The organism is Telluria sp. ZB4P37 (assembly GCF_059685855.1).
In genome coordinates, this window is record NZ_JCASID010000004.1 from 234,811 (window position 1) to 259,960 (window position 25,150).

Here is a 25,150-nt window from a genome sequence, read left to right on the forward strand (position 1 = left end):
CTTGGTCTCCGGGACACAAACATTTTGTGTTGGCAATTGAGTATCTGTTACAGTCCTGTATGGGCAGTGCATATGCTGCTCCCCTGACCCTGACGGACATTTATGCCTGCTGCCCCATTGCCACCGGACGAACTTGAACGGCTGTCGCTCCTCAACGCCCTCGACCTGCTCGATACGCCTCCCGAACCCGTGTTCGACCGCATCACGCGGCTGGCCAGCCGCATGCTCGGCGTACCAATCGCGCTGTTTTCGCTGGTCGACGCCGACCGCCAGTGGTTCAAGTCGCGGGTCGGCCTGGATATCGAGCAGACCCCGCGCGAGGACGCCTTCTGCGCCCACGCGATCGGCATGCCAGCCCCGCTGGTGGTGAATGACGCGCAGCAGGACCTGCGCTTCAGCGACAACCCCTTGGTCAACGGCCCGCCGAACATCCGCTTCTATGCCGGCGTGCCGATCCGCACCACGGCCGGGCTGGCGATCGGCACCCTGTGCGCGCTCGATACCAAGCCGCGCGAACTGAACGCCGACGAAGTCCAGGCGCTGGACGACCTGGCCGCCATCCTGACCAAGGAAGTGCAGTACCGCGAGCGCCTGGCGCTGGCGCGCGACCAGCTGCAGCGCTCCAGCGACGTGCTGGGCGAGAGCGACGCGCGTTTCCGCACCATCTTCGATATCGCCAGCGTCGGCATCGCGCTGGTGGCCCCTGGCGGCAACTGGATCAGCGTCAACCAGGCGCTGTGCGAGATCGTCGGCTACGGCGAAGCGGAGCTGCGGGGACTGACCCACCAGGACATCACCCATCCCGACGACCTCGGCCTCGACGCCGGCCAGCTGGAGTCGCTCAAGCGGGGCGAGATCAGCCAGTACCAGCTCGAGCAGCGCTACATCCGCAAGGATGGCAGCACGGTCTGGATCAACCTGAACCTCTCGCCCAAGCGCGACGCGCACGGCGAGGTCGAATACTACGTGGCGCTGATCAAGGACATCGACGCCCAGAAGCATGCGCAGGAAGACATTCATGCGCTCAACGCCGACCTCGAACGGCGCGTGGCCGAACGCACCGCCGAGCTGCGTGCGCGCGAGGCCGAGATGAGCAGCGTCGTCGAAAACGCCAACGATGCCTACATCGGCCTGGACGAAGCCGGCGTCGTCACCGCATGGAACCGCCAGGCCGAGGAAACCTTCGGCTGGCCGCGCGCCGAGGCGCTGGGCCAGGCCCTGGAGGAGCTGATCATTCCGCCGGAATTCCACGACCGCCACCGCAACGGCATGCAGCGCTACCTGTCCACGCGCACGGCCACCGTGGTCGACCAGCGCCTGGAGCTGCCGGCAAGGCGGCGCGACGGCACCGGGCTGACGGTGGAGGTGCGCATCCGCGCCCTCGAGGTCAACGGACGCATCATGTTCAGCGCCTTCCTGCACGACATCACCGAGCGCAAGCAGGAACAGGCGCAGCGCGAATACGAAACCCGCCACGACATGCTCACCGGCCTGCTCAACCGCCGTGCGTTGATGGAAGCGGTGCCGCTGGCGCAGGCCCGCGCGGGCCGCAGCGGCAAGACCGTCGGCATGCTGTTCATCGACCTGGACGGCTTCAAGGCCGTCAACGATTCGCAGGGCCACGAGGCCGGCGACATCCTGCTGGGCGTGATCGCCGAGCGCCTGCGCCAGGGCGTGCGCAAGACCGACAGCGTGTTCCGCCTGTCCGGCGACGAGTTCACGGTGCTGCTGGAAGACATGGCCGACACCTTTGATGACGCCCACACCGTGGCCGAGAAGCTCATCTCCAGCATCTCCGAGCCGGTGGAACTGCCGGGCCGCGCGGTGCGGGTGCGCGCCAGTATCGGCATCGCCCTCGACGTGGCCGGCAGCGGCGCCGTGCGCGATCCGGACGAGCTGCTGAAAGAGGCCGACGGGTTCATGTACCGCGCCAAGAAGGCCGGCCGCGGGCGGGTGTGCTCGGCCAAGTATCCCTGCTGAGCATCCTGCCGGGCAGTCCCCCCGCCGGCGAACATGAACCCGCTTGACCTTCCCACCATGGGAAGGCATATCCTTCGCGTATCGAACGAGGAGGGAAGATGAACATCACGACAGACAAGGGCGGCGAAGCAGTCCTGCGCATCGGCGGCATGACCTGCGCATCCTGCGTGGGCCGGGTGGAAAAGGCCTTGCGAGCGGTGCCGGGCGTGACGGACGCCGCCGTCAACCTGGCGCTGGACAGCGCCGCCGTGCGCGGCAGCGCGCAACCCGCGGCCCTGGTCGCGGCCGTGCGCCAGGCCGGCTATGAAGCCACCGACGCAGCCGCTCCCCTTGAGGGCCCGGCGCAAGCCGGCCTGCCATCCTGGTGGCCGGTGGCCGCAGCAAGCCTCTTGACCATGCCCCTGGCCGCGCCCATGCTCGCACAGCTGTTCGGGGTCCACTGGATGCTGCCCGGCTGGCTGCAGCTGGCGCTGGCCACCCCGGTGCAATTCTGGCTGGGCGCGCGCTTCTACCGGGCCGGCTGGAAGGCGCTGCGCGCCGGCAGCGGCAACATGGACCTGCTGGTCGCCCTCGGCACCAGCGCCGCCTACGGGCTGTCGCTCTACCTGCTCCTGCAGCAGGGCGGGCATGGCGCGCCCCACCTGTATTTCGAATCCTCGGCCGTCATCATCACCCTGGTCCTGCTGGGAAAATGGCTGGAAGGCCGCGCCAAGCACCGGGCGGTGGCCGCGATCCGCGCCCTCGAGGCGCTGCGTCCAAGCCAGGCCCTGGTGCGGCGCGACGGCGTGGACAGCAGCATTCCCGTGCATGCCTTGCGCGTCGGCGACCTGATGGTGGTGCGGCCGGGCGAGCGCGTACCGGCCGACGGCATCGTCGAAGAAGGGAGCAGCCACCTGGACGAGTCCCTGCTCACCGGCGAAAGCATGCCGGTGGCCAAGATCCCGGGCGGGCGCGTCACGGGCGGCGCCGTGAATGCGGACGGCCTGCTGCTGGTGCGCGCCACGGCGGTGGGCAGCGCGACCATGCTGGCGCAGATCATCCGGCTGGTCGAACACGCGCAGGCGGTCAAGGCGCCGATCCAGCGCCTGGTCGACCGCGTAAGCAGCGTGTTCGTGCCGGCCGTGCTCCTGGCGTCCCTGGCGACGCTGCTGGGCTGGGGCCTGGCGAACGGCGACTGGCAGGGGGCGCTCCTCAATGCGGTGGCGGTGCTGGTGATCGCCTGCCCCTGCGCGCTCGGACTGGCCACGCCGACCTCGATCATGGTGGGCACCGGCGTCGCGGCGCGCCACGGCATCCTGGTCAAGGACGCGGAGGCGCTCGAGACCGCGCATGCGCTGGGCGTGGTCGTGTTCGACAAGACCGGCACCCTGACCGAAGGCCGGCCGCGCGTGGCGGCGGTCGAGGGAGACGATCCCGGCCGGGTGCTGGCGCTGGCGCGCGCCGTGCAGCAGACCAGCGCGCACCCGCTGGCGGCGGCGGTCGCCCAGGCTGCAAGCGGGCACGGCTCCGCCGGCTTCGTGGCGACGCAGGCCGGGGCGCTGCCGGGCCGCGGCGTGCATGCCGAGGTCGATGGCTTCACGGTCTATCTCGGCAACGCACGCCTGATGGCGGAGCTGGGCGCGGACACCACCACTTTGCAGGCCACGGCGCAGGCCCACGAAGACCTGGGGCGCACCGTATCCTGGCTGGCCACTCGCAGCCAGGACGGCGGTGCGCCCCAGGTCGCGGGCCTGCTGGCCTTTGGCGATACGATACGGCCCGGCGCCGCGGCCGCGGTGGCGCGCCTGCAGGCGATGGGCATCGAAGCGGTCATGCTCACCGGCGACAACGAAGGCGCCGCGCGCGCGGTCGCGAACCAGGCCGGCATCGCGCGCTACCACGCGGGCATCCTGCCCGCCGACAAGGCGCGCGTGGTTGGGGAACTGAAGCAGGGCGGGCGCAAGGTGGCCATGGTCGGCGACGGCATCAACGATGCGCCGGCGCTCGCGGCAGCAGACGTCGGCATCGCGATGGCGGGCCTGGACGCGGCCATGCACGCCGCCGGCATCACCCTGATGCGCGGCGACCCGCTACTGGTGGCCGATGCGATCGCCATCTCGCAGCGCACCTATGCCAAGATACGCCAGAACCTCGGCTGGGCCTTCGTCTACAACCTGGTCGGCATTCCGCTGGCAGCAATCGGGTGGCTCGACCCAGTGCTGGCCGGCGCCGCGATGGCACTGAGCTCGGTGAGCGTGGTGGCCAATGCGCTGCTGCTGCGCCGCTGGCGCCCGGCCCCATCCTTATCAACCACGCGGGCCGAAGCGCCCGCGCCAACAGGAGAAAACATGATGCTGGAATTGACGGTGGACGGCATGAGCTGCGGGCATTGCGTGGGACGCGTGACCCAGGCGGTGCAGGGTATCGATGCGGCGGCCAAGGTCGACATCGACCTGGCGGCCAGGCGGGTGCGCATCGCTAGCTGCGCGCCGCCCGCGCCGATCGTGGCCGCGATCGATGCCGCGGGCTACCCGGTGACAGCATCCCGAAGCACTTGACGCCTGGCGCGCGACATCGAATGATGCAGTTCGGGTAATCGCAGACGCTTTTTTGATCTTGAAAGTTAAATAAGGCTCACAAGCCCCGGCTTTTGGGCTATATTTTTGATGCGTTTCAAATAACAGCACGTTACGGGAGTTTCAGTAGGGCGCGGCACGACTTCATCGGTCAGCATTCCATCGGGATGACACATGCGATATGGTGTTCTTGCAGAACCAGCAGATCTCGCGAAACACCCTCCCACCCGGCGTCAGCTGCGCACTGTCATTGGCGTCCTGGTTTTTCTGGCGGCGCTGTTCGCGCTGCTCGCGCCGGTCGCCGGCACGCCGATGCTGGCCGCGCCGGCATTCGTGCCGATGTACCAGTCGATCCTCATCGCCAGCAACCTCCTCACCGGCATCCTCCTGCTCGGCCACGTGCATACCAGCCGCTCCTGGTCGCTCGGCATCCTGACCCTGGGCTACCTGTTCATTGCCCTGATCGCACTGGCGCACATGCTGACCTACCCGGGCTTGTTTTCGGCCCAGGGGGTGCTGGGCGGGAACGGCCAGACCACGCCCTGGCTGTTCATCCTCTGGCATGCGCTGTTCCCGCTGTTCGTGCTGGCCTATACCCGCAGCTACCGGCGCCCGCTGCCGCCGCATTTCACGCGGGTCGGCACGCTGCTGATCGGCCTGTTCGTCGTCAGCCTGGTGCTGGCCTGCACCACCGGCGCGCGCCACCTGCCGGCGCTGGTGACGGCGCAGCGCTACGAGGACGCCTACCGCTGGATCAACCTCGCAGTGCTGGTCCTGACGCTGGGGGCGCTGTACAAGCTGGGTGCCAAGCGCCCGCGCGCCGTGCTGGACGTCTGGTTGATCGTGGCGATGACGGCCTGGATATTCGAGGTGCTGCTTTCCTGCCTGTTCAACGAAAGCCAGTACGACCTCGGTTTCTATGCCGGCCGCCTGTACGGGCTGGCCGCTTCGCTGTTCGTGCTCGGCGCGGTGGCGATCGACAACATCGCGCTGCACGCGCGCCTGCGCGACACCTTCGAGGAAATGATCGAGACACGCTCGCGCGCCCAGTGGCAAAGCCTGCTCGGATCGGTGCTGCAGCAGCTGCCGGACGGGGTCCTGATCGTCGATGGCGAAGGCCACTGCGTGATGGCGAACGACCAGGCCGCGCGCATGGCGGCCCGATTCGCCCACACCGGCAAGGGCAGCAAGCCCGGTCCCGAGGCGATGCTCTCGCTGATCGGCGAGCCGGTGCGGCGCGCGATTGCGGGCGTGCCGTTTCGCGATGCTTTGCTCGAGAGCGTGGCGGGCGGCGGGCGCCGCATGTTTACCGTCAGCGGCTCGCCGCTGCGCGACGGCGCGGCCGAACTGGCGGCGGCCGTGATCGTCCTGGACGACATCACCGAGCGCACCGCCGCCAGCGTGGCGCTGGCCAGCGCGCTCGACCAGGCCCGGTACCTGATCGAGAACACGCCGCTGGCCGTGATCGAATGGGACCGCAATTTCGTGATCCGCCTGTGGAACCGGCGCGCCGAGGAGCTGTTCGGCTGGAGCGCGCAGGAGGCGGTCGGGCAGCGCATCGACGGCCTGCCGGTGATCCACGAAGACGATGCCGGCAAGGTGGCGACGACGATGGGACAGTTGCTCGACTCGGCCACCAAATATGTCAAGTCGTGCAACCGCAACCGCACCCGCGACGGCCGCACCCTGCGTTGCGAGTGGTACAACTCGGTGCTGTACGACGAGCAGGGCGACATCGACAAGGTGTTTTCGCTGGTGCTGGACGTGAGCGAACGCGAGGAGGCAATGGACGGCCTGACCGAAGCCGACCGCCGCAAGGACATCTATATCGCAACCTTGGCGCACGAGCTGCGCAACCCGCTGGCCCCGATCGCGAATGCCGCCTCGCTCCTGCGCAGCAAGCAGCTGGCGCCGGACCGCATCGAGTGGATCGCCGCCATGATCGGGCGCCAGACCGCCCAGATGTCGCGCCTGCTCGACGACCTGCTGGACGTCTCGCGCATCAGCCGCGGCAAGATCGACCTGCGGCGCGCGCCGCTGGAGTTCGGGCGCCTGCTGCGCGACACCCTGCAGACCAGCATGCCCCTGATCGAAGCGGGCCGCCACCAGGTAGCGCTGAACCTGTGCGACGAGCCGGTCTGGGTCGACGCCGACGCGCTGCGCATGACCCAGGTGCTGGCAAACCTGATCAACAACGCCGCCAAGTACACCCCGCCGGCCGGCCAGATCGAGATCACCTTGCAGCAGCAGGACGGCGAAGCCCTGGTACGCGTGCGCGACAACGGCATCGGCATCGAGCCCGACATGCTGGCGCGCGTGTTCGACGCGTTTGTCCAGGTGAGCAGCGCCAGCCACCTGGCCCAGGGGGGCCTGGGGATCGGGCTGTCGCTGGCCAAGGGCCTGGTCGAGCTGCATGGCGGGCGCGTCGATGCCCACAGCGCAGGCCCGGGACATGGCTCCTGCTTCAGCGTGCGCCTGCCGACCGTCCAGCCACCGGAAGCGCATCGGGCGGCCGAAGCGGGCAGCAGCGCCACGCCCGGCCTGTCCAAGACCATCCTGATCGCCGACGACAACATCGACGCCGCCGATTCGCTGGCCTGGCTGCTGCGCTCCGAAGGCGCGACGGTCGAGGTGGTGCACGACGGCGCTAGCGCCCTGCGCCAGTACAACGAACGCCCGGCCGACATCGCGGTGCTCGACCTGGGCATGCCGGAGATGGACGGGCTGGAAGTGGCGGCCGCGCTGTCGCACCGCTTGCCGCGTCCCTACATGGTGGCGGTGACGGGGCGCGGCCGCAAGGAAGACCGGGCCGCCTCGCTGGCCGCGGGCTTCGACGAGCATTTCACCAAGCCGGTGGCGCCGCAGGAGCTGATCGATTTGCTGCGCCGGCTGTAAGGCGGTCGGCGCAATCCCCCGCGAGAGCGTTCAAGGGAGCGACAGGTGCCTGTCGATGAGCGGCGCCACCTGGTCCGCCAGGGTACAGGCCAGGTTGTGGTCTCCACCCGGTAACACATGCAGCTCGGACTGCGGGAGCAGGGCCGCGAGGCGCCGGCCGACCTGTACGGGACTGACCGGGTCGGCGTCTCCCCACAGCAGCAGGGTCGGAATGCGCAGCGTGGCCAGCCGCGGCGTGAGGTCCTCGTGGAAGCTGGTGAACCAGTCCGGCAGGTCCGGATGCGCGTCGCGGATCGCCGGGCGCCAGTCTTGCGCGCCACGTGCGGCCGAGCCCATGCCTCCCGAGGTCACGGACAGCACCAGGTGGGTGACGAGTTCGGGTTTGCGCAGCGCGGCGAGGATGGCGACCACGCCGCCCATCGACTGTGCGATCAGGGCGCCAGGCTGGTCGAGCCGGGCCAGCACACGGTCGGCCAGGTCGTCGATGCCATGGACCCCTGGCTCGCGCGGAACGCCGCTGAAGCCGGGCCAGCTCATATGCACTTGCCCGGCCGGGTGGTGCAGCAGCGCGGCGGCAGGGCGCCAGAATTCGGTCCGCCCCAGGGCGCCGGGAAGAAAAAGGAGCCTGGACGGGCGCGTGCGCCTCATGCGCGCGGGCCGGCAGCCGCCTGCGGCCAGCCGATCGCTGCCGCACGGCGCAGGCTCGCCTTGATGACGAGGCGGTGGAAGGGCGCAATCACGAAGAGATAGGTTCGGCCCAGCAGGTTGTGGCAGTGGACGACCGTGGAGATGGTCAGCCGGAAGCCGGTTGCCGGCGCGGTCGCGCCGGAGCAGAGGAAGGAGATCCTGAAATCGAGGTGCTTGTCGTTTTCGCCCACCACGATTTCCGTCTCGTTCACGCTGTAGATCTTGAAGATGCCGATCCGCCCGGTCTTGCCTGCGCCTGACGGACTTGCCAGCTCGCGGGCAGTCTTCAGGCCGAAGCGGGCAACGATCAGGTCGCGCAAGCGCATAAGCCACCCGACCCAGGAGGGCTGGTGCGACACGAGGAAGCGTGCCAGCGCGTCCGGGTCCTTCGTTGCTGCTGCAGGAAGGCCAATCGCGAATGCATCCGCGAGATGCACCGTTTCATAGGAATCGATAAGGCCGCACTGCGCAGGAAGGGCGACTGCGGTGGCGACAGCGAATTCGTTCGGCATGCTTGGACTCCGTGACCGGTCAGGTGAAGGCGCCACACAAACGCCTTGCCACCTGCAAGTATGCGGCGCTTGCGGCGTATGATCAATGCTCTTGCATCGCATCAGGACCAGTCCTTGTCCGCCTGCAGCTTGAGCCGGTGCGCCGCGTCGACCACGTCCTGCAAATCCACCGGGTCGCTGAAGGGGTCTTCATCCAGCTCGGTGACCCGGTTCAGTTCCTTTTGCCAGCGGCGCAGTTCGCCGACCAGCTCCTGGTGCGGCACCCGCTTCAGGTCGCCGTTGTCCTCGATCACGTCGCAGATGCCGTTGTGCACCCACTCGCCGGTATGCCAGTCGGGCATGTCGACCGCGGGGAACAGGCAAATCCCCTGCAGGTCGATACCGCGGCGTACCGCCGCCAGCGATTCTTCCATCACGTCCTTGAGCCAGGCGGCGCGCCCAATGCCCAGGCCACTGGTTTCGCCGATGATGATCGGCCGCCGGTAGCGCGTCCAGATCATCTCCAGCATGTCGCACAGCGGCGCGATGCGGTCGTCGCCTGGGGGCAGCGGTGCATGCGGACCCTGCTCGCGGTACTCCATCTGCCCGAAGGAATAGGCGTTGGCGCCGACGATGTCCAGGATCTCGGGCGAGCCGCCGAATTCGGGATGCTCGCGCCCGCACAGGATGTCCCAAGCGAGAAAAGTGTCGACATGGGTCTCGTGGCGCGCAGCCTCGATCTGGTCCGGGCGGTCACGTGGCGCCACCACCCAGACCAGCGGATCGACGTGGACCATGCGCGCTTCCGGATCGACTTCGCGGATCGCCTTCACGCCGGCGATCGCGGCCCGGGTCAGCGCCAGCAGCAGGCGGGTCCGGTCCTCGCGGCTGCACTGGTAGGGCGCGGCCCAGCCCCATTCGCCGGCGCAAAAGGAAAAGAAGGTGATCTCGTTGATCGGGGTGAAGAAGTGCGGGCCGCGCACCTTCGGGACCACGTATTCGGCCGCGGCGCGGCAGTAGGCCGCGAAACGGCTGACGAAATCGTCGGAAAACGGGTCGAGGTCGTCCGGGTAGCCGTAGTGGCAGAGGTCCCAGATCGGCAGGATCTTCGACGCGTTCATGGCCGCGATATACGGGTCGACGCAGGAGAAGTCGTAGCTGCCGCCCTGGTCCACGGTGGGCCACGGGACGCCCTCGCGGGCCACGGCGATGCCCAGGCTGCTCAATATCCGGTAATCCTCGGCCGCATGGCGGTCATGCCCCGTTTCCGCCACCAGGTTGCGCCGCACGCCGTTGTTCCACAAGAAGTTGGAGCACTCGAAGCCGGACAGGAAGAAGGTAGGGAAGATGCCTGGATGACGTGCCATGCGGTTCTCCTTTGCGCTGTGCCGTCGGAGCGGCAGGAAGTGGCAGATTACCTTCCGCCGACCCATGGCGGCGCCGCGCATGGCGCTTGCTGCAGAAAGACCTCAGCCGCCAGCGCGCTTGGGCCGATGCCCAAGCTTCTCAAGCGTCGCCATGATCAGGTCACAATGGTCGCCTTGCACCTCGATCACGCCATCCTTCACCGTCCCGCCGGACCCGCAGGCCGTGCGCAGCTGTTTGCCCAGCACGGCCAGCGCAGCAGCATCGAATGCGAGGCCCTTGACGAGCGTGACGCTCTTGCCGCCCCGGCCTTTGGTCTGGCGCGACACGCGCACCACGCCGTCGCCTGCCACAACCGACTTCTCCTTGCAGGTGCACTGCGCGAGGGGCTGCCGGCAACCGGGGCACATGCGCCCGCTCTCGGTCGAGTAGACCAGGCTGCTGCTTGAACTGTTCTTCATGGTGTGGGGGGATGGTCAAGTAGGAATGCACGCGATCAATGCCCGTGCCCATGGGGTTTGCGCACCTGGTGCGGCGCGGCCAGAGGCCGCGAAGGCGCTGACAGCGGGGCCGTGGCGCTGCCGGCAGCGCGCCGGTCCACTCGTGGGCCACGGTCCCCGCCGGATGCCTGTACCAGCCCGGGTCGCGGTAGTCCCCGCGCCCGAGAGGACGCGCAGGCCGCTCGGGGAACTTGGGGTCGACCGCGGCAACCCGCGCGGGAACGGCGCCGGGACAGCAGCTGCAAGGGCAGCAATCCGGGGAGGTCGCCGGGGCGGCGGGTGCGATGGCGGCGCCGACCGAGCATGCGGCGCATCCCTGGAAGGGGACGGCAAGTAGACGAACCAGACGAGGAGGGTACGGGCGAGCATCTTTACCGGGCATTCTAGCATGGGTGTTCACCACAGCCGGCGGTCGATCAATTGCCAGCAAACCGACGTACTGTCAGTGTGTTTCCCGATTGCTTACAAGAATAAAACCAGGAGCGAAGCGATGGAGATGCTTTCCCGCCCGTTCGGACCACGCCGCAGGAAGAACCAGGAAGAGATCGCAGGCCGCGCCGCGCAAATCGTCGTGCAGGTGCTGTTCGACGCCGGCGCGGACCGCTTCCTCAACGGCAGCATCGAGCTCGACCGCGAGTTCCGCCTGCGCTTCTACGCCGTGCCGCCGCACGCCTGCCTCGGCACCCTCGCCACGCTGCCCGTGCTCGAACTGAGCGTAGCCCACGTGTTCCGCGCCCGCTCGCCCGCCCTGCGCGCGCTGCCCGCCTCGCGCGCCGGCGGGGCCGCCCGGGTCCACGCCGGCTGCGCGGTCCGGTGCGCGCCGCCTTCCGAAGCGGCGCTATGCTCTCCTCATAAAGGCCGCCACGGGCCAGCATCTGCCAAAGCACCTGCTCACGAGGAAAGACCGCGCCCATGCCAGCTGCCTGTTCCCCTGCCGCCCTTGCGGCGGCTTTCCCGGCCGGGAAAGCCGCATGAGCGTACGCAATCTCCAGCACCTGTTCGCGCCCGGCACGGTGGCCCTGATCGGCGCCTCCGCGCGTCCCGGCAGCCTGGGCGCGACCCTGCTGCACAACCTGCTGGCCGGGGGATTCAAGGGCGAGGTCTGGCCGGTCAATCCCAGGTACCAGGAACTCGAAGGGCGACGCTGCCATGCCAGCGTGGCCGAGCTGCCGCAGGCGCCTGCGCTGGCCGTGATCTGCACGCCGCCGTCGACCATTCCGGCCATCGTGCGCCAGCTGGGCGAACGCGGCACCCGCGCGGCCGTGGTGCTGACCTCGATCCCGCAGGGCGCACGCGACCCCAAGGGGCGCAGCCTGCGCCAGGCCATGCTCGATGCGGCCCACCCGTATTTGCTGCGCCTGCTGGGCCCGAACAGCGCCGGGCTGCTGGTGCCCGGCCTGGGCCTGAACGCGAGCGTGGCGCACAGCGGGGCGCTGCCGGGGCGGATCGCCTTCGTGTCGCAGTCGGGCGCCTTGATGGCCGGGGTGCTGGACTGGGCGCATACGCGCGGCATCGGCTTCTCGCATTTCGTCGCACTGGGCGACGCCGCGGACGTCGATCTGGGCGACGTGCTCGATTACCTGGCCAGCGACGGAGCTACCTCCGCCATTCTGCTGTACGTGCAGGACCTGCGCCATGCGCGCAAGTTCATGTCGGCGGCGCGTGCGGCGGCGCGCAGCAAGCCGGTGCTGGTGCTCAAGGCCGGGCGCGAAGACGGTTCGCTGCCTGCCGCCGCCAGCGAGAGCGGGGCGCTGGCCCATCCCGATGACGTGTTCGATGCCGCGATCCGGCGTGCGGGCATGCTGCGCGTGTACACCACCGACCAGCTGTTCTCGGCGGCCGAGACCCTGGCCTATGCGCGCCCGCTGCATGGCGAGCGCCTGGCCATCGTCAGCAATGGCGCCGGGCCCGGCATGCTGGCGCGCGATGCGCTGGCCTACGGCGGCGGGGTCGAGGCGCCGTTCGCCAAGGCGTCGTCGGAAAAACTCGATGCGCTGCTGGCGCCCGGCTGGCGGCGCGGGAACGTGGTCAACCTGCAGGGCGGGGCGCTGCCCGCGCTCTACCGCGAGACCATGGAGATCCTGCTGCAGGACCCGCAGGTCGACGCGGTGCTGGTGATCCAGTCGCCCACCGCCACGGTAGCGAGCGGCGACGTAGCCGATGCCATTGCGCCGCTGGCGCGCACGGCTTCCAAGGCCATCCTCTCGTGCTGGCTGGGCGGGGCCTCGGTGCTTGATGCGCGCGCGATTGCCTCCGGCGCGCGCCTGCCGGCCTACCGCACCCCGGAAGACGCGGTGGCCGGCTTCATGCAGCTGGTGCATTACCGGCGCAACCAGAACCTGCTCATGGAAGTGCCGCCCTCGATGGCGGGCGCGGTGGCGCCGGACCGCGCCGCGGCGCGCGCGCTGGTGCGCGAAGCCCTGGCCAACGGTCGCTACCTGCTGTCCGATCCGGAGACCAAGGCGATCCTGCGCACCTACGGCATGGCGGTGGTCGAGACCCGCGCCGCGCCGGACATCGAAGGGGCAGTGCAGGCGGCGCAGAACATCGGCTATCCGGTAGCGGTCAAGATCCTGACGCCGGACGTGATGCACAAGTCGGATTTCGGCGGCGTGGCGCTCGACCTCGATACCGAGGAAGCCGTGCGGGCGGCGGCCGCGCGCATGCGGCGCCGGCTGGGCGAACTGTTCCCCGATGCCCGCTTCGAGGGCTTCGCGGTCCAGGCCATGGTCCGGCGCGGCAGTGCGCACGAGCTGATTGTCGGTGCGGCGCTCGATGCCGTATTCGGCCCGGTGATCGTGTTCGGGCAGGGCGGGGTGACGGTGGAAGTGGCCGACGACCACTCGGTCGGCCTGCCGCCGCTGAACCTGGTGCTGGCGCGCGACCTGGTCGATCGCACCCGGGTGGCGCGGCTGCTGGCCGGCTACCGCAACCGGCCGGCGGTGAACATGGACGCCGTGCTGGCTAGCCTGGTGCAGGTCTCGCGCATGGTGTCGGACATCCCGGAGATCGTCGAGCTGGACTTGAACCCGCTGCTGGCCGATGCCAGGGGCGTCGTGGTGCTCGACGCGCGCATGCGCCTGGCCCTGGCCGACCGTTCTGGCAGCACGCTCGACCGCCTTGCCATCCGGCCCTATCCGCGCGAGCTCGAAGAGACCATCGAGTGGAATGGCGGCCCGCTCCTGCTGCGGCCGATCCGGCCCGAGGATGGGCCGGCGCACCTGGCCTTTTTTGACGCCCTGACGCCGGACGACGTGCGCTACCGGATGTTCGTGCGGATTCGCGAGCTGCAGCCCTCGCAGCTGGCGCGCTTCACGCAGATCGATTACGACCGCGAGATGGCCTTCATCGCGACACGCCCCAATGCGGATGGGGTGGCCGAGACGCTGGCGGTCGGCAGGGTGGTGGCCGATCCCGACAACATCACGGCGGAATTCGCGGTGACGGTGCGCTCGGACCTGAAGGGGATGGGGCTGGGGAAGATGATGATGGAGAAGCTGATTGCCTACTGCCGGAGCCGCGGGACGCGGGAGATCGTGGGGGAGGCGCTGCCGCAGAATTCACGGATCACGGGGATGGTGAAGAAGCTGGGGTTTACGGTGAAGTCGACCGGGTTGGAAGGCATGCGCGAGATGAAGCTGGTTTTGTAGGGGTGATCTGGTCCAGTCGACCAGATCACGCTCCGCCGCCTGCGCGTTCAAATCAGGTATCCAGCCCCGCTCCGTGGCAGGCAAGCGTGCGTTGAACGCCCGCCCTGCGAAAGAAAATTTCATCGATGCCGCGAAGATGAAATAATATTTCAGCGCCTGAACCTTACATCCTCCGTCACCACCGGCGCATTCCCCTTCGGCTTCTTCGGCTTCTTCGGCTTTTTGACGATCTGCCCACCCGCCTGCGTCACCGGCACCCGGTGATCCGGCACGAACCCGTTCTCCTCGATCCGCTCCAGGGTCTGCCGCGTCAACGCCTCGATCGCCGCCAGCTGCTCGACTTCGTCCGCGCACACCAGCGACACCGCTTCGCCCGAGGCTCCAGCGCGTCCGGTACGCCCGGTGCGGTGCACGTAATCCTCGGCCACGATCGGCAGGTCCACGTTCACCACCACCGGCAAATCCTCGATATCCAGCCCGCGCGCCGCCACGTCGGTGGCCACCAGCACCCGCACCTCGCCGGCCTTGAAGCGCTCCAGCGCGCGCAACCTTGCCGGTTGCGGCTTGTCGCCGTGGATCGAGTCGGCGGAAATGCGCTTCGCATCGAGCAGCGACACCAGCTCGTCCACGCCCTTGCGCGTCTTGCAGAAGGCCAGCACCTGCGGCCAATCGTGTTTTTTCAGCAGGTGCAGGAACAGCTCGGACTTGCGTTTTTTATCGACCGTGACCAGCCACTGCCTGATCGCCGTGACGGTCGAGTTGCGCGGCGCGGCCTCGATACGCACCGGCTCGCGCAGCAGGCGGTTGGCCATGGCGCGGATCTGGTCGGAGAACGTGGCCGAGAACAGCAGGGTCTGGCGCTTTTTCGGGAGGGCGGCGAACACCTGGTCGAGCTCGCGCGAGAAGCCGAGATCGAGCATGCGGTCGGCTTCGTCCAGCACCAGGGTCTGCACTTCGTTGAAGGTGACGGCGTTCTGGCGGTGCAGGTCGAGCAGGCGGCCAGGGGTGGCCACCAGCACGTCCACGCCCTTGCGCAGGCTCATCATTTGCGGATTGATGCTGACGCCGCCATAGGCGACCATCGTGCGCAACTGCAAGCCGGCGCCATAGGTCTTGAAACTCTCGTGCACCTGCTCGGCCAGCTCGCGGGTCGGCACCAGCACCAGCACGCGCGCGGCATTGCTGCTGACCGGCGTGCTTTTCTTGGTCAAGCGCTGCAGCAGGGGCAGCGCGAAGCTGGCGGTCTTGCCGGTGCCGGTCTGGGCGGCGGCCATGACGTCCTTGCCGGCCAGCACGGCGGGAATCGCCTGCTGCTGCACGGTGGTCGGGGTGGTGTAGTCGAGCGAAGCGAGGGTCTGATTAAGGTGGTCGATCAGTCCGAGGGAAGCAAACGGCATGGGTAGGTTGCGGAAATAAATGAACAGCCGCTAGTGTCTCACATCAAGACAGCGGCTGCGGCCGGTGCCGGCACGGGCAGGCTGGCGAAGGAAACCGCCTCAGTGGTCGACGGCGGTCCGCGACAGGTCGACGATGGGCTTGGCGGGCTCGCGCTGGTCCTTGCAGCCTGCAAGAAGCGCGCAGGTGATGGCGAAGGCGGCGGCGAGCAGAAGGCGCGGTGGCATGGCGGATCCTCCAGGGGAGCTTCCATCATACGCCGGTCCGCGCCGGAATTGCATATGCCAGTGGTTTTTTTAGAAACCGTACGACAGGCTCGCGCGCAGCACCGGATAGACCTTGAAATCCGATGCATCCTGGCTCAGGCGCAGTTCCTCGACCGCGACGTCGCGCGCCAGCCGGCCGCACAGGGCGTTCGAGGTGACGCAGCCGCGCGGGATCAGGTTGACCGTGCCCTTGCCCTGGTAGAAGGCGCCGAGGTCGGCGGAGAAGTTCCAGCGCTTGTTCGGGGTCAAGGCATTGCCCCAGCCGATGCCCAGGTAGGGCGCGGCGCGGCGGAAGGTGACGTCCCCCTCCAGCGTGCCGATATCGGTGCTGGCATAGGTGTTGCCGTTGAAGGTGAAGCTCCCGCCCACGCCCGGCTTGCCGACCGCGTCGAAGCGGGTGCCGTTGTACATGATGCCGCCCGTCAGGCGGAAACTGCCTTGCGGGCGCAGGTACCAGTCGAACAGTATGTCGAAGGTCTGCAGCTTGCCGTCCAGGTGGTAGTCGACCAGGCCCGACCGCTTGTCGAAGTCGTGCTTGAAATAGTTGGCGCCGAAGCGGCCGTTGAGGTAGGTCTCCATCGGGACCACCACGTGGAAACCGGCGCCGGTGGTGCCGAGGTCGGCGGTGAGGGCGACGCCGGCCTGGGCGGAAGCGCCGGTCACGATGGCGGCGGCAGCGAAGACGATATGTTTCAGGGACATGCGGAAAACCTTTCAGTGTCGATCAGCGCAGGCATTGTAGCCGCAGGGCACGCGATAGCGCGAGCGCCGCGAGCCGGGATGAGACCAATGCGCAACGGATTATTGATGCCCGCCGTCCCCGGTTTCGTCGCCCTGATCCCCGCTCCGTCGCATAATGTGACCTGGCAACGGAGACCGGGACTAATCTGGCGCTGCCCTGACTACTGAGAGAACATCATGATTTCAAGTACCTTCCATTTCGGCCGGCTGCTCGCCGCCTGGCTCATCGTCTACATTACTTCCTGCGTGTTCCTGGTCGAGTCGATCTTCAAGCACACCGAGTTCGGCGAGCGCGACCTCGGCGGCTATCTGGTGCTGCTCGGCTTCGTGCTGGGGCTGTGGGTGCTGTCCGGCGTGTTCTCGCACATTCGCCGGGTGCGCCTGGTGTCGGGTGCGGTCAACTCCAGCACGCTGTCGAACCGCCAGCGGCGCCAGATCGAGATCCCGTTCGAGGCCGGCGAAGCCTTCGACCTGATCGACGCCGCCATACGCGAACTGCCGGGCGCGGTGATCTCGGAGAGCGCCCGCGACAGCCTGCAGGTGCGCGCCAAGGTGGCCCGCATCGACCCCTACGGCAATAACGAACGCGGAGACAGCGCGGTGTCCAGGTGGGCGCTCGACCATTTCGGTTCGCGCCGCAACCAGATCCTGGCCACCGTCACGCCCAACGGCGACGAGGCCGGCAGCGTAACCCTGATCTGCGAGCCGGAAGGCGCGGCCTGGACCGACTGGTTCCTGGTCGACCACGGCACCAACCTGGAAAACGCCGAGGCCATCGTGCGCGCCATCACCCGCCGCGTGGCCGAGCGTCGCCGCGGCGAAAAAGCCAAGGTGCGCCAGACCGCCACCGAAAAGGAGCTCACCGTCGCCAAGCTGAACCTGTTGCACGCCCAGGTCGAGCCGCACTTCCTGTACAACACCCTGGCCAGCGCCCAGGTGCTCACGCGCACCGATCCGGCGCGCGCCGACGAGATGCTGGGCAACCTGATCCAGTACCTGCGCCACTCGCTGCCGCGCACCGAGGATGCTCCCTCGACCATCGGCGAGGAACTCGAGCGGGCCAGGGCCTACCTCGACATCCTGAAGATCCGCATGGGCCCGCGCCTGCAGCTGCAGGTCGATATTCCGGATGCCCTGCGCGGCGTGCTGTTCCCGAGCATGATGCTGCAGACCCTGGTCGAGAACGCGATCAAGCATGGCCTGGAATCGAAACCGGGCGGCGGCACGGTCTGGATCCTGGCGCGCCAGGTCGACAACGCGGTGGCCGTGACGGTGGCCGACGACGGCCGCGGCTTCACCGCCGAGGGCGGCGGTACCGGGGTCGGCCTGCGCAACGTGCGCGAGCGCCTGCGCCTTGCCTACGGCAGCGCGGCTTCGTTCTCGATCGTCGCCAACTTCCCGAGCGGCGTGGCGGCCACCATCACGGTGCCCAATGCGGTCAACAGCACGGTTGGCGAAGGAGTCCATCATGCCTAAATGCGTGATTGCCGAAGACGAAGCCCTGTTGCGCGAGTCGCTGGTGCAGCTTCTCGGCCAGGTCTGGCCCGAACTGGAAATCGTCGCCGCCTGCGAGGACGGCGGCACTGCGTTAGAGGCGATCGCCGCCTGCCAGCCCGAGGTGGCCTTCCTCGATATTCGCATGCCGGGCTTGAGCGGGCTGGAAGTGGCATCGAGCTTGCTGGATTCAGGGATAAGAACCGAGGTGGTGTTCGTGACCGCCTACGACCAGTATGCGATCGATGCGTTTGAGCGCGGCGCCGTGGATTACCTGCTCAAGCCGGTGGCGCGCGAGCGGCTCGCGGGGACGGTGGGGCGGGTGAAGGAACGCCTGGCGCGCGGCGTCCAGGACGTGGGCCAGTTGCAGGCATTGTTGCAGCAGCTGGCGAGCGTCGCGCCGCCCCAGCCCAAGGCCCCGCCGCTGGTCTGGCTCACCGCCAGCCGCGGCCAGGAGACGCGCCTGATCCTGGTCGACGACGTGGCCTACTTCCAGGCCGACAGCAAGTACACCGTGGTAATGACGGCGGACGGCGAAGCGCTGCTGCGCAAACCCATCCGCGATTTGCTGGACGTGCTCGACCCTTCCATGTTCAAGCAGGTGCACCGCTCGACCATCGTCAACCTGCGCGCGGTGGCCGGCGTGACGCGCGACGACACCGGGCGCGGCATCGTGCGGCTGAAGAACCGGCCCGAGACCCTCGCCGTGAGCCAGCCCTTCATGACCCTGTTTCGGAATATGTAAGCGAGTGTGAAAGGGTGCCCGCAGGAGATGAATGTTCGCTACCGTACATCCGAATGACGTTGCCGATGGTAACGTGTTTACATCAACTCTTGAGAGGCACCCATGAAATCCCTGATCCTTTGCGCAGCCCTGGCGGCCGCATCCTTCCCGGCTCTGGCCCAGACCAATGTCAGCATCAACATCGGCCAGCCGGGCTTCTACGGCCGCCTGGACATTGGCGACTACGGCCCGCCGCCGGTTTACCTGGCGCAGCCGGTCATCGTCGAGCGCCACTACCGCAGCAACGTGCAGCCGGTCTACCTGCGGGTGCCGCCGGGCCACCGCAAGAACTGGAAGAAGCATTGCCGCAAATACGGCGCCTGCGGCCAGCCGGTGATGTTCGTGCAGGACCAGTGGTATTCGGACGTGTATGCGCCGCGCTACCGCGAAAGCCACGGCGGATATGACCGCGACGACCGCCGCGACGACCGCCACGATCGCCGCGACGACCGGAACGACCGTCACGACGACCGCGGGCATGGCAAGCACAAGGACAAGCACCACAACAAAGGCCATGACAAGGGCCACGGCCGCGGTCACGACTAGGGAGCAGCCGGCCGGCTAGCCCGGCAGCGGCGCTTCGCGCGGCAGCAAGCCGTCCTGTACCAGCTCTTCCCAGAACTGGGCCGGAATCGGCGCCTCCAACAGGGCCGCATTGCGGCGCAGGTGATGGGCGCTGCTCGCGCCCGGGATGGTAGCCACCACTACCGGGTGGGCCGCGCCGAACTGCAGCGCGGCAGCGGCCAGGTCGACGCCGTGGTGCGTGGCGACCCGGCGCAGGCGTTCGCGCTGGGCATGGCGCTGCGGGCTGGCCGGCAGGTAATCGTAATGGTCGCCGCCGGCCAGGAAGCCGGAGTTGTAGGGGCCGCCCAGCACCACCCCGGCGCCGCGCCTTGCGCACAGCGGGAAGAGGGCGTCCAGCGCCGTCGTTTCCATCAGCGTGTAGCGCCCGGCCAGCAGGAAGATGTCGGGATCGGACTGCTGCAGCGCGCGCAGGCAGGGCTCGACCGTGTTCACGCCCAGGCCCCAGCCCTTGATCATGCCTTCCTCGCGCATCCGCACCAGGCCTTCAAATGCGCCGCCGGGGCCGGACGCCACCCTGAAATAGTGCTCGAACTCGCTGCCGAAGGCGTCCGGCGACAAGTCGTGCACGTAGACGATGTCGATGCTGCCCAGGGCCAGGCGCTGCAGGCTGTCCTCGACCGCGCGGCGCGCGGCGCCGGCGGTGAAGTCGATCACGCGCCGGAACGGCATCGAGGACACGAAGGGAGCGGCAAGGTCGCCGGCGCCATCCGGCACCAGGAGGCGCCCGACCTTGGTCGAGAGCGTGTAGTCGCCGCGGGCGCGGCGGCGCAAGGCCTGGCCGAAGCGGTGCTCGGACAGCCCGGTGCCATAGTGCGGCGCGGTGTCGAAATAGCGGATACCCGTGTCCCAGGCGGCATCGACGGTGGCGTGCGCCGCCTCGTCGCTGGTGGTGTGGTACATGTCACCCAGCCCGGTGCCGCCCAGGCCAAGGTGCGTGATCGGTCGGTAGCGCTGGTTCACCTCGTCTCCTTTCATGTCGTTGGCCTGCCGGGCCATGCTACACCGGCCGCCCCCGCGCATGATTGGGCATGCCGCGCTTCGCCTCCGATGCATGCGCCGCGGCCTCAGTGCTGAGCCTGCGCAAACGTAGTAAGATTGCCACATCGCCCATGTGCTGGCATTGCCGGACGGGCGCCATGAAGGAGCTTGCTTTGCGTAGCGATATCGTGATCGTGGGTGGTGGGGCAGGCGGCCTGGAGCTGGCCTGCAAACTGGGCCGGAAACTCGGGCCGTCGAAGGTGACGCTGGTGGACAGCCGGCTCTACCATATCTGGAAGCCGTCGCTGCACGAGGTAGCGGCCGGAACCCTGGACATCCACCAGGAAGGCCTGTCCTACCAGATGCTGGCACACGACAATGGCTTCAATTTCGTGTTCGGCCCGATGACGGCGCTCGACGCCGCGGCTAAAACCCTCACGGTCGGAGCCATCGTATCCGCCGCCGACAAGGACGAAGTCCTGCCCGAGCGGCGACTGCGCTACGGCGCGCTGGTGCTGGCCATCGGCAGCACCTCCAATTATTTCGGCGTGCCCGGCGCCCGCGAACACACCATTTCCCTGAACGCCACCGAAGACGCCGAGCGCTTCCGCCTGCGCATGCTGCGCCTGATGCTGGCCGCGGAACAGGACCAGGAAGAGCAGGACCAGGAACAGGAGAACGGCGGCGGGCAGCGCCGGGGCGGGGGGCTGGACGTGGTCATCATCGGCGGCGGCGCCACCGGCGTGGAACTGGCGGCCGAACTGCGCGAAGCCTCCGGCGCCTATGTCACCTATGGTTTCGACCAGCTGGACGTGCGGCGCGACGTGCGCATCACCATCCTGGAAGGCGCGCCGCGGGTGCTGGCGCCGCTGCCCGAAAAAGTGTCGGATGCCGCCGCCAAACTGCTGGACGAGCGCGGCATCCGCGTGGTCGCCAACTGCCGCGTCACGGCCATCGAGAAAGACCGCGTGATCGACCAGCAGGGCAATGTCTACCCGTCGAAGCTGTGCGTCTGGGCCGCGGGCATCCGCGCGCCCGAGCTGCTCGAGACCTTCGGCCTGCCGCTGGCCAAGGGTGGCCAGGTCGAGGTCGATGCGCACTTGAGGGTCAAGGGCATGCCGGACCTGTATGCGCTGGGCGATTGCGCTGCCTGCGTCGACGGCAACGGGAACGTGGTGCCGCCGCGCGCCCAGGCGGCGCACCAGCAGGCCGATTACCTGGTCACGACCTTCTTGCGCAGGCACAAGGGCGAGGCGCCGCAAACGACGCCTTACGAGTATCGGGATTATGGTTCGCTGGTGTCGGTGGGCCGCCGCACCAGCGTGGGCAGCCTGATGGGCTCCCTGCGTGGCGCAAGCTGGTTCGTGCAGGGCTCGATGGCGCGCCTGATGTACACCAGCCTGCACCTGATGCACCACCGCGCCGTGCTCGGCACCATGCGCACCGGGGTGCTGGCGGTGGCGCGCTTCCTGGTGCGGCGGGCCACGCCTTTGGTCAAACTGCACTGAGCTGCGCCGGGGCGCGCGGGCTCAGGCGGCCGGCGCGTCCTTCGGCAAGGTCATGCGCAGCAGGGCGCCGCCGCCTTCAGGCGCGGACAATTCCAGTGTGCCGCCGAGGAAGCGGGCGCGCTCGCGCAGCAGGCGCAGGCCATGGCAGCTGTTGGCCTCCATGACCCTGGCGCCCGCCGGCAGGCCGATGCCGTTGTCGCGCACGCTCAGCATCAGCTGCTCGCCATCGTCGTCGAGCACCACGTCGACTTCGGTCGCACGCGCATGCGCGGCCACGTTGCGCAGGCCTTCCTCGGCGCAGCGCAGCAGCACCACGCCTTGCGAGCGGCTGTGGGCTCCGTCTTCGTCGGGCAGGCTGGCGCGCGCGGTCAAGCCGTGCGCGGCCCCGAATTCGGGCACCAGCTCGGCCAGCGCGGCTTTCAAACCGAGGAATTCGAGCTTGTCGTTCCACAGCTCGAGCTGCATCTTGCGGTTGGTCTCGATGATGTTCGCCAGCAGGGTCTTCATCTGCGCACCGCGGTCGCGCATCGACTTGTTCTCGGCAGGGATGTGCTGGCTCAGCAGGGCCAGGTGCATGGTCAGCGCCGTCATCGACGAGCCGAGGCTGTCATGCAGCTGGCGTGCCAGCAGGCGGCGTTCCTCGTCCCAGCAGCCGGACACGTAGGCCAGCATCTCGGTGAGTTCAGCGCTGCGGTCCTCGGCCGGCGCATGGGATGCGCCCTGGGCCGTGTCGGACTGCGGAGGTGCCGGTTCGGTCATCGTAAGCTCGATTAAATGTTTCCCAAATCATACAACAGTTGGACGGAAGGGGGCGCGCAAGCCGGATGGCGCCGCCCGTCCCTTTCATCCGGGGAACAGCGTGCGGTGCCGTACAGTCGGGTCGGCGGTTTCGCGCGATGCTGGGGTCGTGGGAGATACCACTTTATTAACATAACCGGGGGTAACACAAATGACGACCGCAGCCAAACCGCAGGATGCCATCACGCTGCTCACCGCGCAGCACCGCGAAGTCAAATCCATGTTCGACGAGTTCGAGAACATGACGGACCGCGCCAAGGTCAGCAAGAAAAAGCTCGCCGACAAGATCTGCGACGCGCTCATCATGCACACCACGATCGAGGAAGAAATCCTGTATCCGGCCGTGCGTGAAGCGACCGAGGAAACCGAAGACATGGTCGACGAGGCCGTCGTCGAGCACGCCTCGGCCAAAGACCTGATCGCCCAGATCCAGGAAATGGACCCGGGCGAAGACCTGTACGACGCCAAGGTGAAGGTGCTGGGCGAGCTGGTCGAGCACCATGTCGAGGAAGAAGAGAAAGAAATGTTCCCCAAGATGCGCGAGCTGAAGCTCGACCTGGTGGGACTGGGGCAGGAAATGGCGGCGCGCGCCGCTGAGCTGCAGTAAAGATAGTGTCCGGAAGCCGCGACGCGGGCTGAGCTCGCGCTCATTGAAATGGGGTACCCACGTAGTCGGGAACCCCGTTCTGCCGGCAGGCCGCTAACGCATGTGACGCCGCAAACGGCCGATTCGCGAGACCGACATCAAGCCGCATCCGCCGCCGGCATGCTCGCCGGCGCCAGCGCTTCCAGCAGTTGGTCCATGCTCACGGGCTTGACCAGGTGCTGGTCGAAGCCTGCTTCCAGCACGCGGCGCTGGTCTTCGGCCAGGCCGTAACCCGTCAGCGCAATCAAGCGGATGCCGGCCGTGGCCGGATCGCGCCGCAGGCGGCGCGCCACCTCATACCCATCGATGCCGGGCAGGCCGATGTCCACCAGGGCTGCCGCCGGCAAGCCGCTGACGGCGGCCGCCACGCCCTGCAGCCCGTCGGCCGCCTGGGCCACCGGGAAGCCGTGGGCGGCCAGCATGGTCGCCATCATTTCGCGACCGTCTTCATTGTCTTCGATCAGCAGCACCGATGGCTTGCCGGTGTTGTCGCCCAGCGAATGCTGGGGCGCCTGCGGCGCCACGGCAGGCTCGGTGCGCGGCAAGCGGATCAGGAAGGTCGAGCCGTTGCCGCTGCCTTCGCTCTGCGCGCTGACGCTGCCGCCATGCAGTTCCACCAGGCGGCGCACCAGCGACAGGCCGATGCCCAGGCCGCCCTGCGAGCGGTCGATCGAGATCGCCCCCTGCACGAACACGTCGAACACATGCGGCAGCAGCTCGGCCGGGATGCCCACGCCGCTGTCGCGCACGGTCAGCACGACTTCGCCTGCCGTTTCGGCCAGGTTGATGTCGATGTTGCCGCCGGCCGGGGTGTACTTGATCGCGTTATCGAGCAGGTTCGAGGTGATCTGCTCGAGGCGGGTCGCGTCGCCGTCCACCCAGCCGGGAGCCAGGTCGACGCTGAAGCGGTAACCGGCGGTGCGGCCGGTGGCGCGGAAGGTTTCCAGGCAGCCGGACACCAGGTTGGCCAGGTCGATCGGTTTGCGCGCCAGCAGGATCTTGCCCGACATCGCACGCGACAAATCGAGCAGGTCGTCCACGATGCGCGACAAATGCTGGCTCTGGCGCTGGATGATCTGCTTGGCGCGGCCGACGGTCTCGCTGTTGGCGCCCGCCAGGCCGATCAGCGAGGAGGCGCTGCTGATGGCCGACAGCGGGTTGCGCAGCTCGTGGCCCAGCATGGCGAGGAATTCGTCCTTGGCGTGGCTCTTGCGCTCGGCGTCGCGGCGTTCTTCCATCTCGCGCACGAGGCGGCGATTGGTCGCGGTCAGCTCGGTGGTGCGCTGCGACAGCTTCTCGGCCTGGCGCTTGAGCTGTTCGTTCTTCATGGCCAGGGCCACGAACACCGACACCTTGGCATGCAGCACCTGCGGGATCACCGGCGTGAACATGAAATCGGCGGCGCCGCGCTGGTAGGCCTTCAGGCGGTCGATTTCGTCGGCCAGGAAGGCGGTGACGAAAATGATCGGGATGTCGGCCGAGCGCGCACGCTGGTGGATTGCTTCGGCAGTCTCGAAACCGTCCATGCCCGGCATGTTCACGTCGAGCAGGATGACCGCGAAGTCATGCAGCAGCACCTGGCGCAGGGCTTCCTGGCCGGAACGGGCGGAATGGACCGTGTAGTTGCTCTCGTCCGCCCATTGGTCAAGCAAGCTCGTCAGCGCTAGCAGGCTTGCCGCATCGTCATTAACGACAAGAATTTTCGGTTTATCAGTATGTGCCACGATGTTTGCGGTACTTTCGCCAAAAGGGAATGCCTTCGGAACGAGAATACCGGAGCCGAATGTTACGTTAAAGAAAGCCTGCGTAATAACAGCAAATGATAGCACGGC

Annotated in this window: 20 protein-coding genes and 1 pseudogene; 9 read left to right on the top strand and 12 right to left on the bottom strand. The window is 67.9% G+C overall.

All coding sequences use genetic code 11. The features are described from left to right. The first annotated feature begins 102 nt into the window (after positions 1-102). From AC56K1_RS10415 to AC56K1_RS10425, 3 genes are all read left to right on the top strand, one after another. Positions 103-1,980 carry a PAS domain S-box protein gene (locus AC56K1_RS10415; RefSeq protein ID WP_497157765.1) on the top strand — a complete coding sequence of 626 codons (1,878 nt, stop codon included), beginning with the start codon at positions 103-105 and terminating at the stop codon, positions 1,978-1,980. A gap of 98 nt (positions 1,981-2,078) precedes the next feature. Continuing rightward, the gene (locus AC56K1_RS10420) at positions 2,079-4,517 is read left to right on the top strand and encodes a heavy metal translocating P-type ATPase (protein WP_497157766.1); all 2,439 of its coding nucleotides are present in this window, start codon (positions 2,079-2,081) and stop codon (positions 4,515-4,517) included. Between the two features lie 192 nt (positions 4,518-4,709). Next, entirely contained in the window at positions 4,710-7,430 is a 2,721-nt protein-coding gene (locus AC56K1_RS10425; RefSeq protein WP_497157767.1) for an ATP-binding protein, read from the top strand. Between the two features lie 30 nt (positions 7,431-7,460). Here the strand turns inward: AC56K1_RS10425 and AC56K1_RS10430 are convergent, their stop codons facing one another. The 6 genes and pseudogenes from AC56K1_RS10430 to AC56K1_RS10455 all read right to left on the bottom strand — a co-directional run bounded on the left by AC56K1_RS10430 (position 7,461) and on the right by AC56K1_RS10455 (position 11,197). Next, complete coding sequence (locus AC56K1_RS10430) at positions 7,461-8,078, bottom strand: alpha/beta fold hydrolase (protein WP_497157768.1); 618 nt, start codon at positions 8,076-8,078, stop codon at positions 7,461-7,463. Beyond that, positions 8,075-8,629, bottom strand: a complete 555-nt coding sequence (locus AC56K1_RS10435; protein ID WP_497157769.1) for a DUF2867 domain-containing protein — start codon at positions 8,627-8,629, stop codon at positions 8,075-8,077. Before AC56K1_RS10435 ends, AC56K1_RS10430 begins: the two co-directional genes overlap by 4 nt. Before the next feature lie 101 nt (positions 8,630-8,730). Then, on the bottom strand, positions 8,731-9,975 hold the full coding sequence (locus tag AC56K1_RS10440; protein ID WP_497157770.1) for a glycoside hydrolase family 1 protein: 1,245 nt from the start codon (positions 9,973-9,975) through the stop codon (positions 8,731-8,733). 102 nt (positions 9,976-10,077) lie between these two features. Then, positions 10,078-10,434: a translation initiation factor Sui1 gene (locus AC56K1_RS10445; RefSeq protein WP_497157771.1), complete on the bottom strand. Its 357-nt coding sequence runs from the start codon at positions 10,432-10,434 to the stop codon at positions 10,078-10,080. Positions 10,435-10,469: 35 nt separating this feature from the next. Continuing rightward, positions 10,470-10,639: pseudogene (locus AC56K1_RS10450) on the bottom strand (copper oxidase); the annotation flags it as partial. Positions 10,640-10,915: 276 nt separating this feature from the next. Then, entirely contained in the window at positions 10,916-11,197 is a 282-nt protein-coding gene (locus AC56K1_RS10455; protein ID WP_497157772.1) for a hypothetical protein, read from the bottom strand. A gap of 247 nt (positions 11,198-11,444) precedes the next feature. Here AC56K1_RS10455 and AC56K1_RS10460 point away from each other — a divergent pair, with 247 nt between their 5' ends. After that, complete coding sequence (locus AC56K1_RS10460) at positions 11,445-14,123, top strand: bifunctional acetate--CoA ligase family protein/GNAT family N-acetyltransferase (RefSeq protein ID WP_497157773.1); 2,679 nt, start codon at positions 11,445-11,447, stop codon at positions 14,121-14,123. A gap of 149 nt (positions 14,124-14,272) precedes the next feature. On the opposite strand, the gene AC56K1_RS10465 is transcribed toward AC56K1_RS10460, so the two are convergent. From AC56K1_RS10465 to AC56K1_RS10475, 3 genes are all read right to left on the bottom strand, one after another. Continuing rightward, entirely contained in the window at positions 14,273-15,520 is a 1,248-nt protein-coding gene (locus tag AC56K1_RS10465; RefSeq protein ID WP_497157774.1) for a DEAD/DEAH box helicase, read from the bottom strand. Between the two features lie 99 nt (positions 15,521-15,619). Next, positions 15,620-15,745 carry a hypothetical protein gene (locus AC56K1_RS10470; protein ID WP_497157775.1) on the bottom strand — a complete coding sequence of 42 codons (126 nt, stop codon included), beginning with the start codon at positions 15,743-15,745 and terminating at the stop codon, positions 15,620-15,622. 69 nt (positions 15,746-15,814) lie between these two features. Then, entirely contained in the window at positions 15,815-16,486 is a 672-nt protein-coding gene (locus AC56K1_RS10475) for a hypothetical protein (protein ID WP_497157776.1), read from the bottom strand. A 216-nt stretch (positions 16,487-16,702) separates the two neighbouring features. Between AC56K1_RS10475 and AC56K1_RS10480 the strand changes: the two genes are divergently transcribed. From AC56K1_RS10480 to AC56K1_RS10490, 3 genes are all read left to right on the top strand, one after another. Next, entirely contained in the window at positions 16,703-18,001 is a 1,299-nt protein-coding gene (locus AC56K1_RS10480) for a sensor histidine kinase (protein ID WP_497157777.1), read from the top strand. Continuing rightward, positions 17,994-18,764 (top strand): LytR/AlgR family response regulator transcription factor, encoded by a 771-nt coding sequence (locus tag AC56K1_RS10485; protein ID WP_497157778.1) that lies wholly within the window; start codon positions 17,994-17,996, stop codon positions 18,762-18,764. Before AC56K1_RS10480 ends, AC56K1_RS10485 begins: the two co-directional genes overlap by 8 nt. A gap of 102 nt (positions 18,765-18,866) precedes the next feature. Then, positions 18,867-19,349 (top strand): hypothetical protein, encoded by a 483-nt coding sequence (locus AC56K1_RS10490; RefSeq protein ID WP_497157779.1) that lies wholly within the window; start codon positions 18,867-18,869, stop codon positions 19,347-19,349. Positions 19,350-19,364: 15 nt separating this feature from the next. On the opposite strand, the gene AC56K1_RS10495 is transcribed toward AC56K1_RS10490, so the two are convergent. Beyond that, the gene (locus AC56K1_RS10495) at positions 19,365-20,363 is read right to left on the bottom strand and encodes an aldo/keto reductase (protein ID WP_497157780.1); all 999 of its coding nucleotides are present in this window, start codon (positions 20,361-20,363) and stop codon (positions 19,365-19,367) included. Positions 20,364-20,524: 161 nt separating this feature from the next. On the opposite strand from AC56K1_RS10495, the gene AC56K1_RS10500 reads away from it, so the two are divergent. Then, positions 20,525-21,874, top strand: a complete 1,350-nt coding sequence (locus AC56K1_RS10500; RefSeq protein ID WP_497157781.1) for an NAD(P)/FAD-dependent oxidoreductase — start codon at positions 20,525-20,527, stop codon at positions 21,872-21,874. Between the two features lie 21 nt (positions 21,875-21,895). On the opposite strand, the gene AC56K1_RS10505 is transcribed toward AC56K1_RS10500, so the two are convergent. After that, positions 21,896-22,633 (bottom strand): sensor histidine kinase, encoded by a 738-nt coding sequence (locus AC56K1_RS10505; protein ID WP_497157782.1) that lies wholly within the window; start codon positions 22,631-22,633, stop codon positions 21,896-21,898. A 190-nt stretch (positions 22,634-22,823) separates the two neighbouring features. On the opposite strand from AC56K1_RS10505, the gene AC56K1_RS10510 reads away from it, so the two are divergent. Then, on the top strand, positions 22,824-23,279 hold the full coding sequence (locus AC56K1_RS10510) for a hemerythrin domain-containing protein (RefSeq protein ID WP_497157783.1): 456 nt from the start codon (positions 22,824-22,826) through the stop codon (positions 23,277-23,279). A gap of 137 nt (positions 23,280-23,416) precedes the next feature. Here the strand turns inward: AC56K1_RS10510 and AC56K1_RS10515 are convergent, their stop codons facing one another. After that, positions 23,417-25,042 (bottom strand): response regulator, encoded by a 1,626-nt coding sequence (locus tag AC56K1_RS10515; protein ID WP_497157784.1) that lies wholly within the window; start codon positions 25,040-25,042, stop codon positions 23,417-23,419. Positions 25,043-25,150 lie beyond the last annotated feature (108 nt).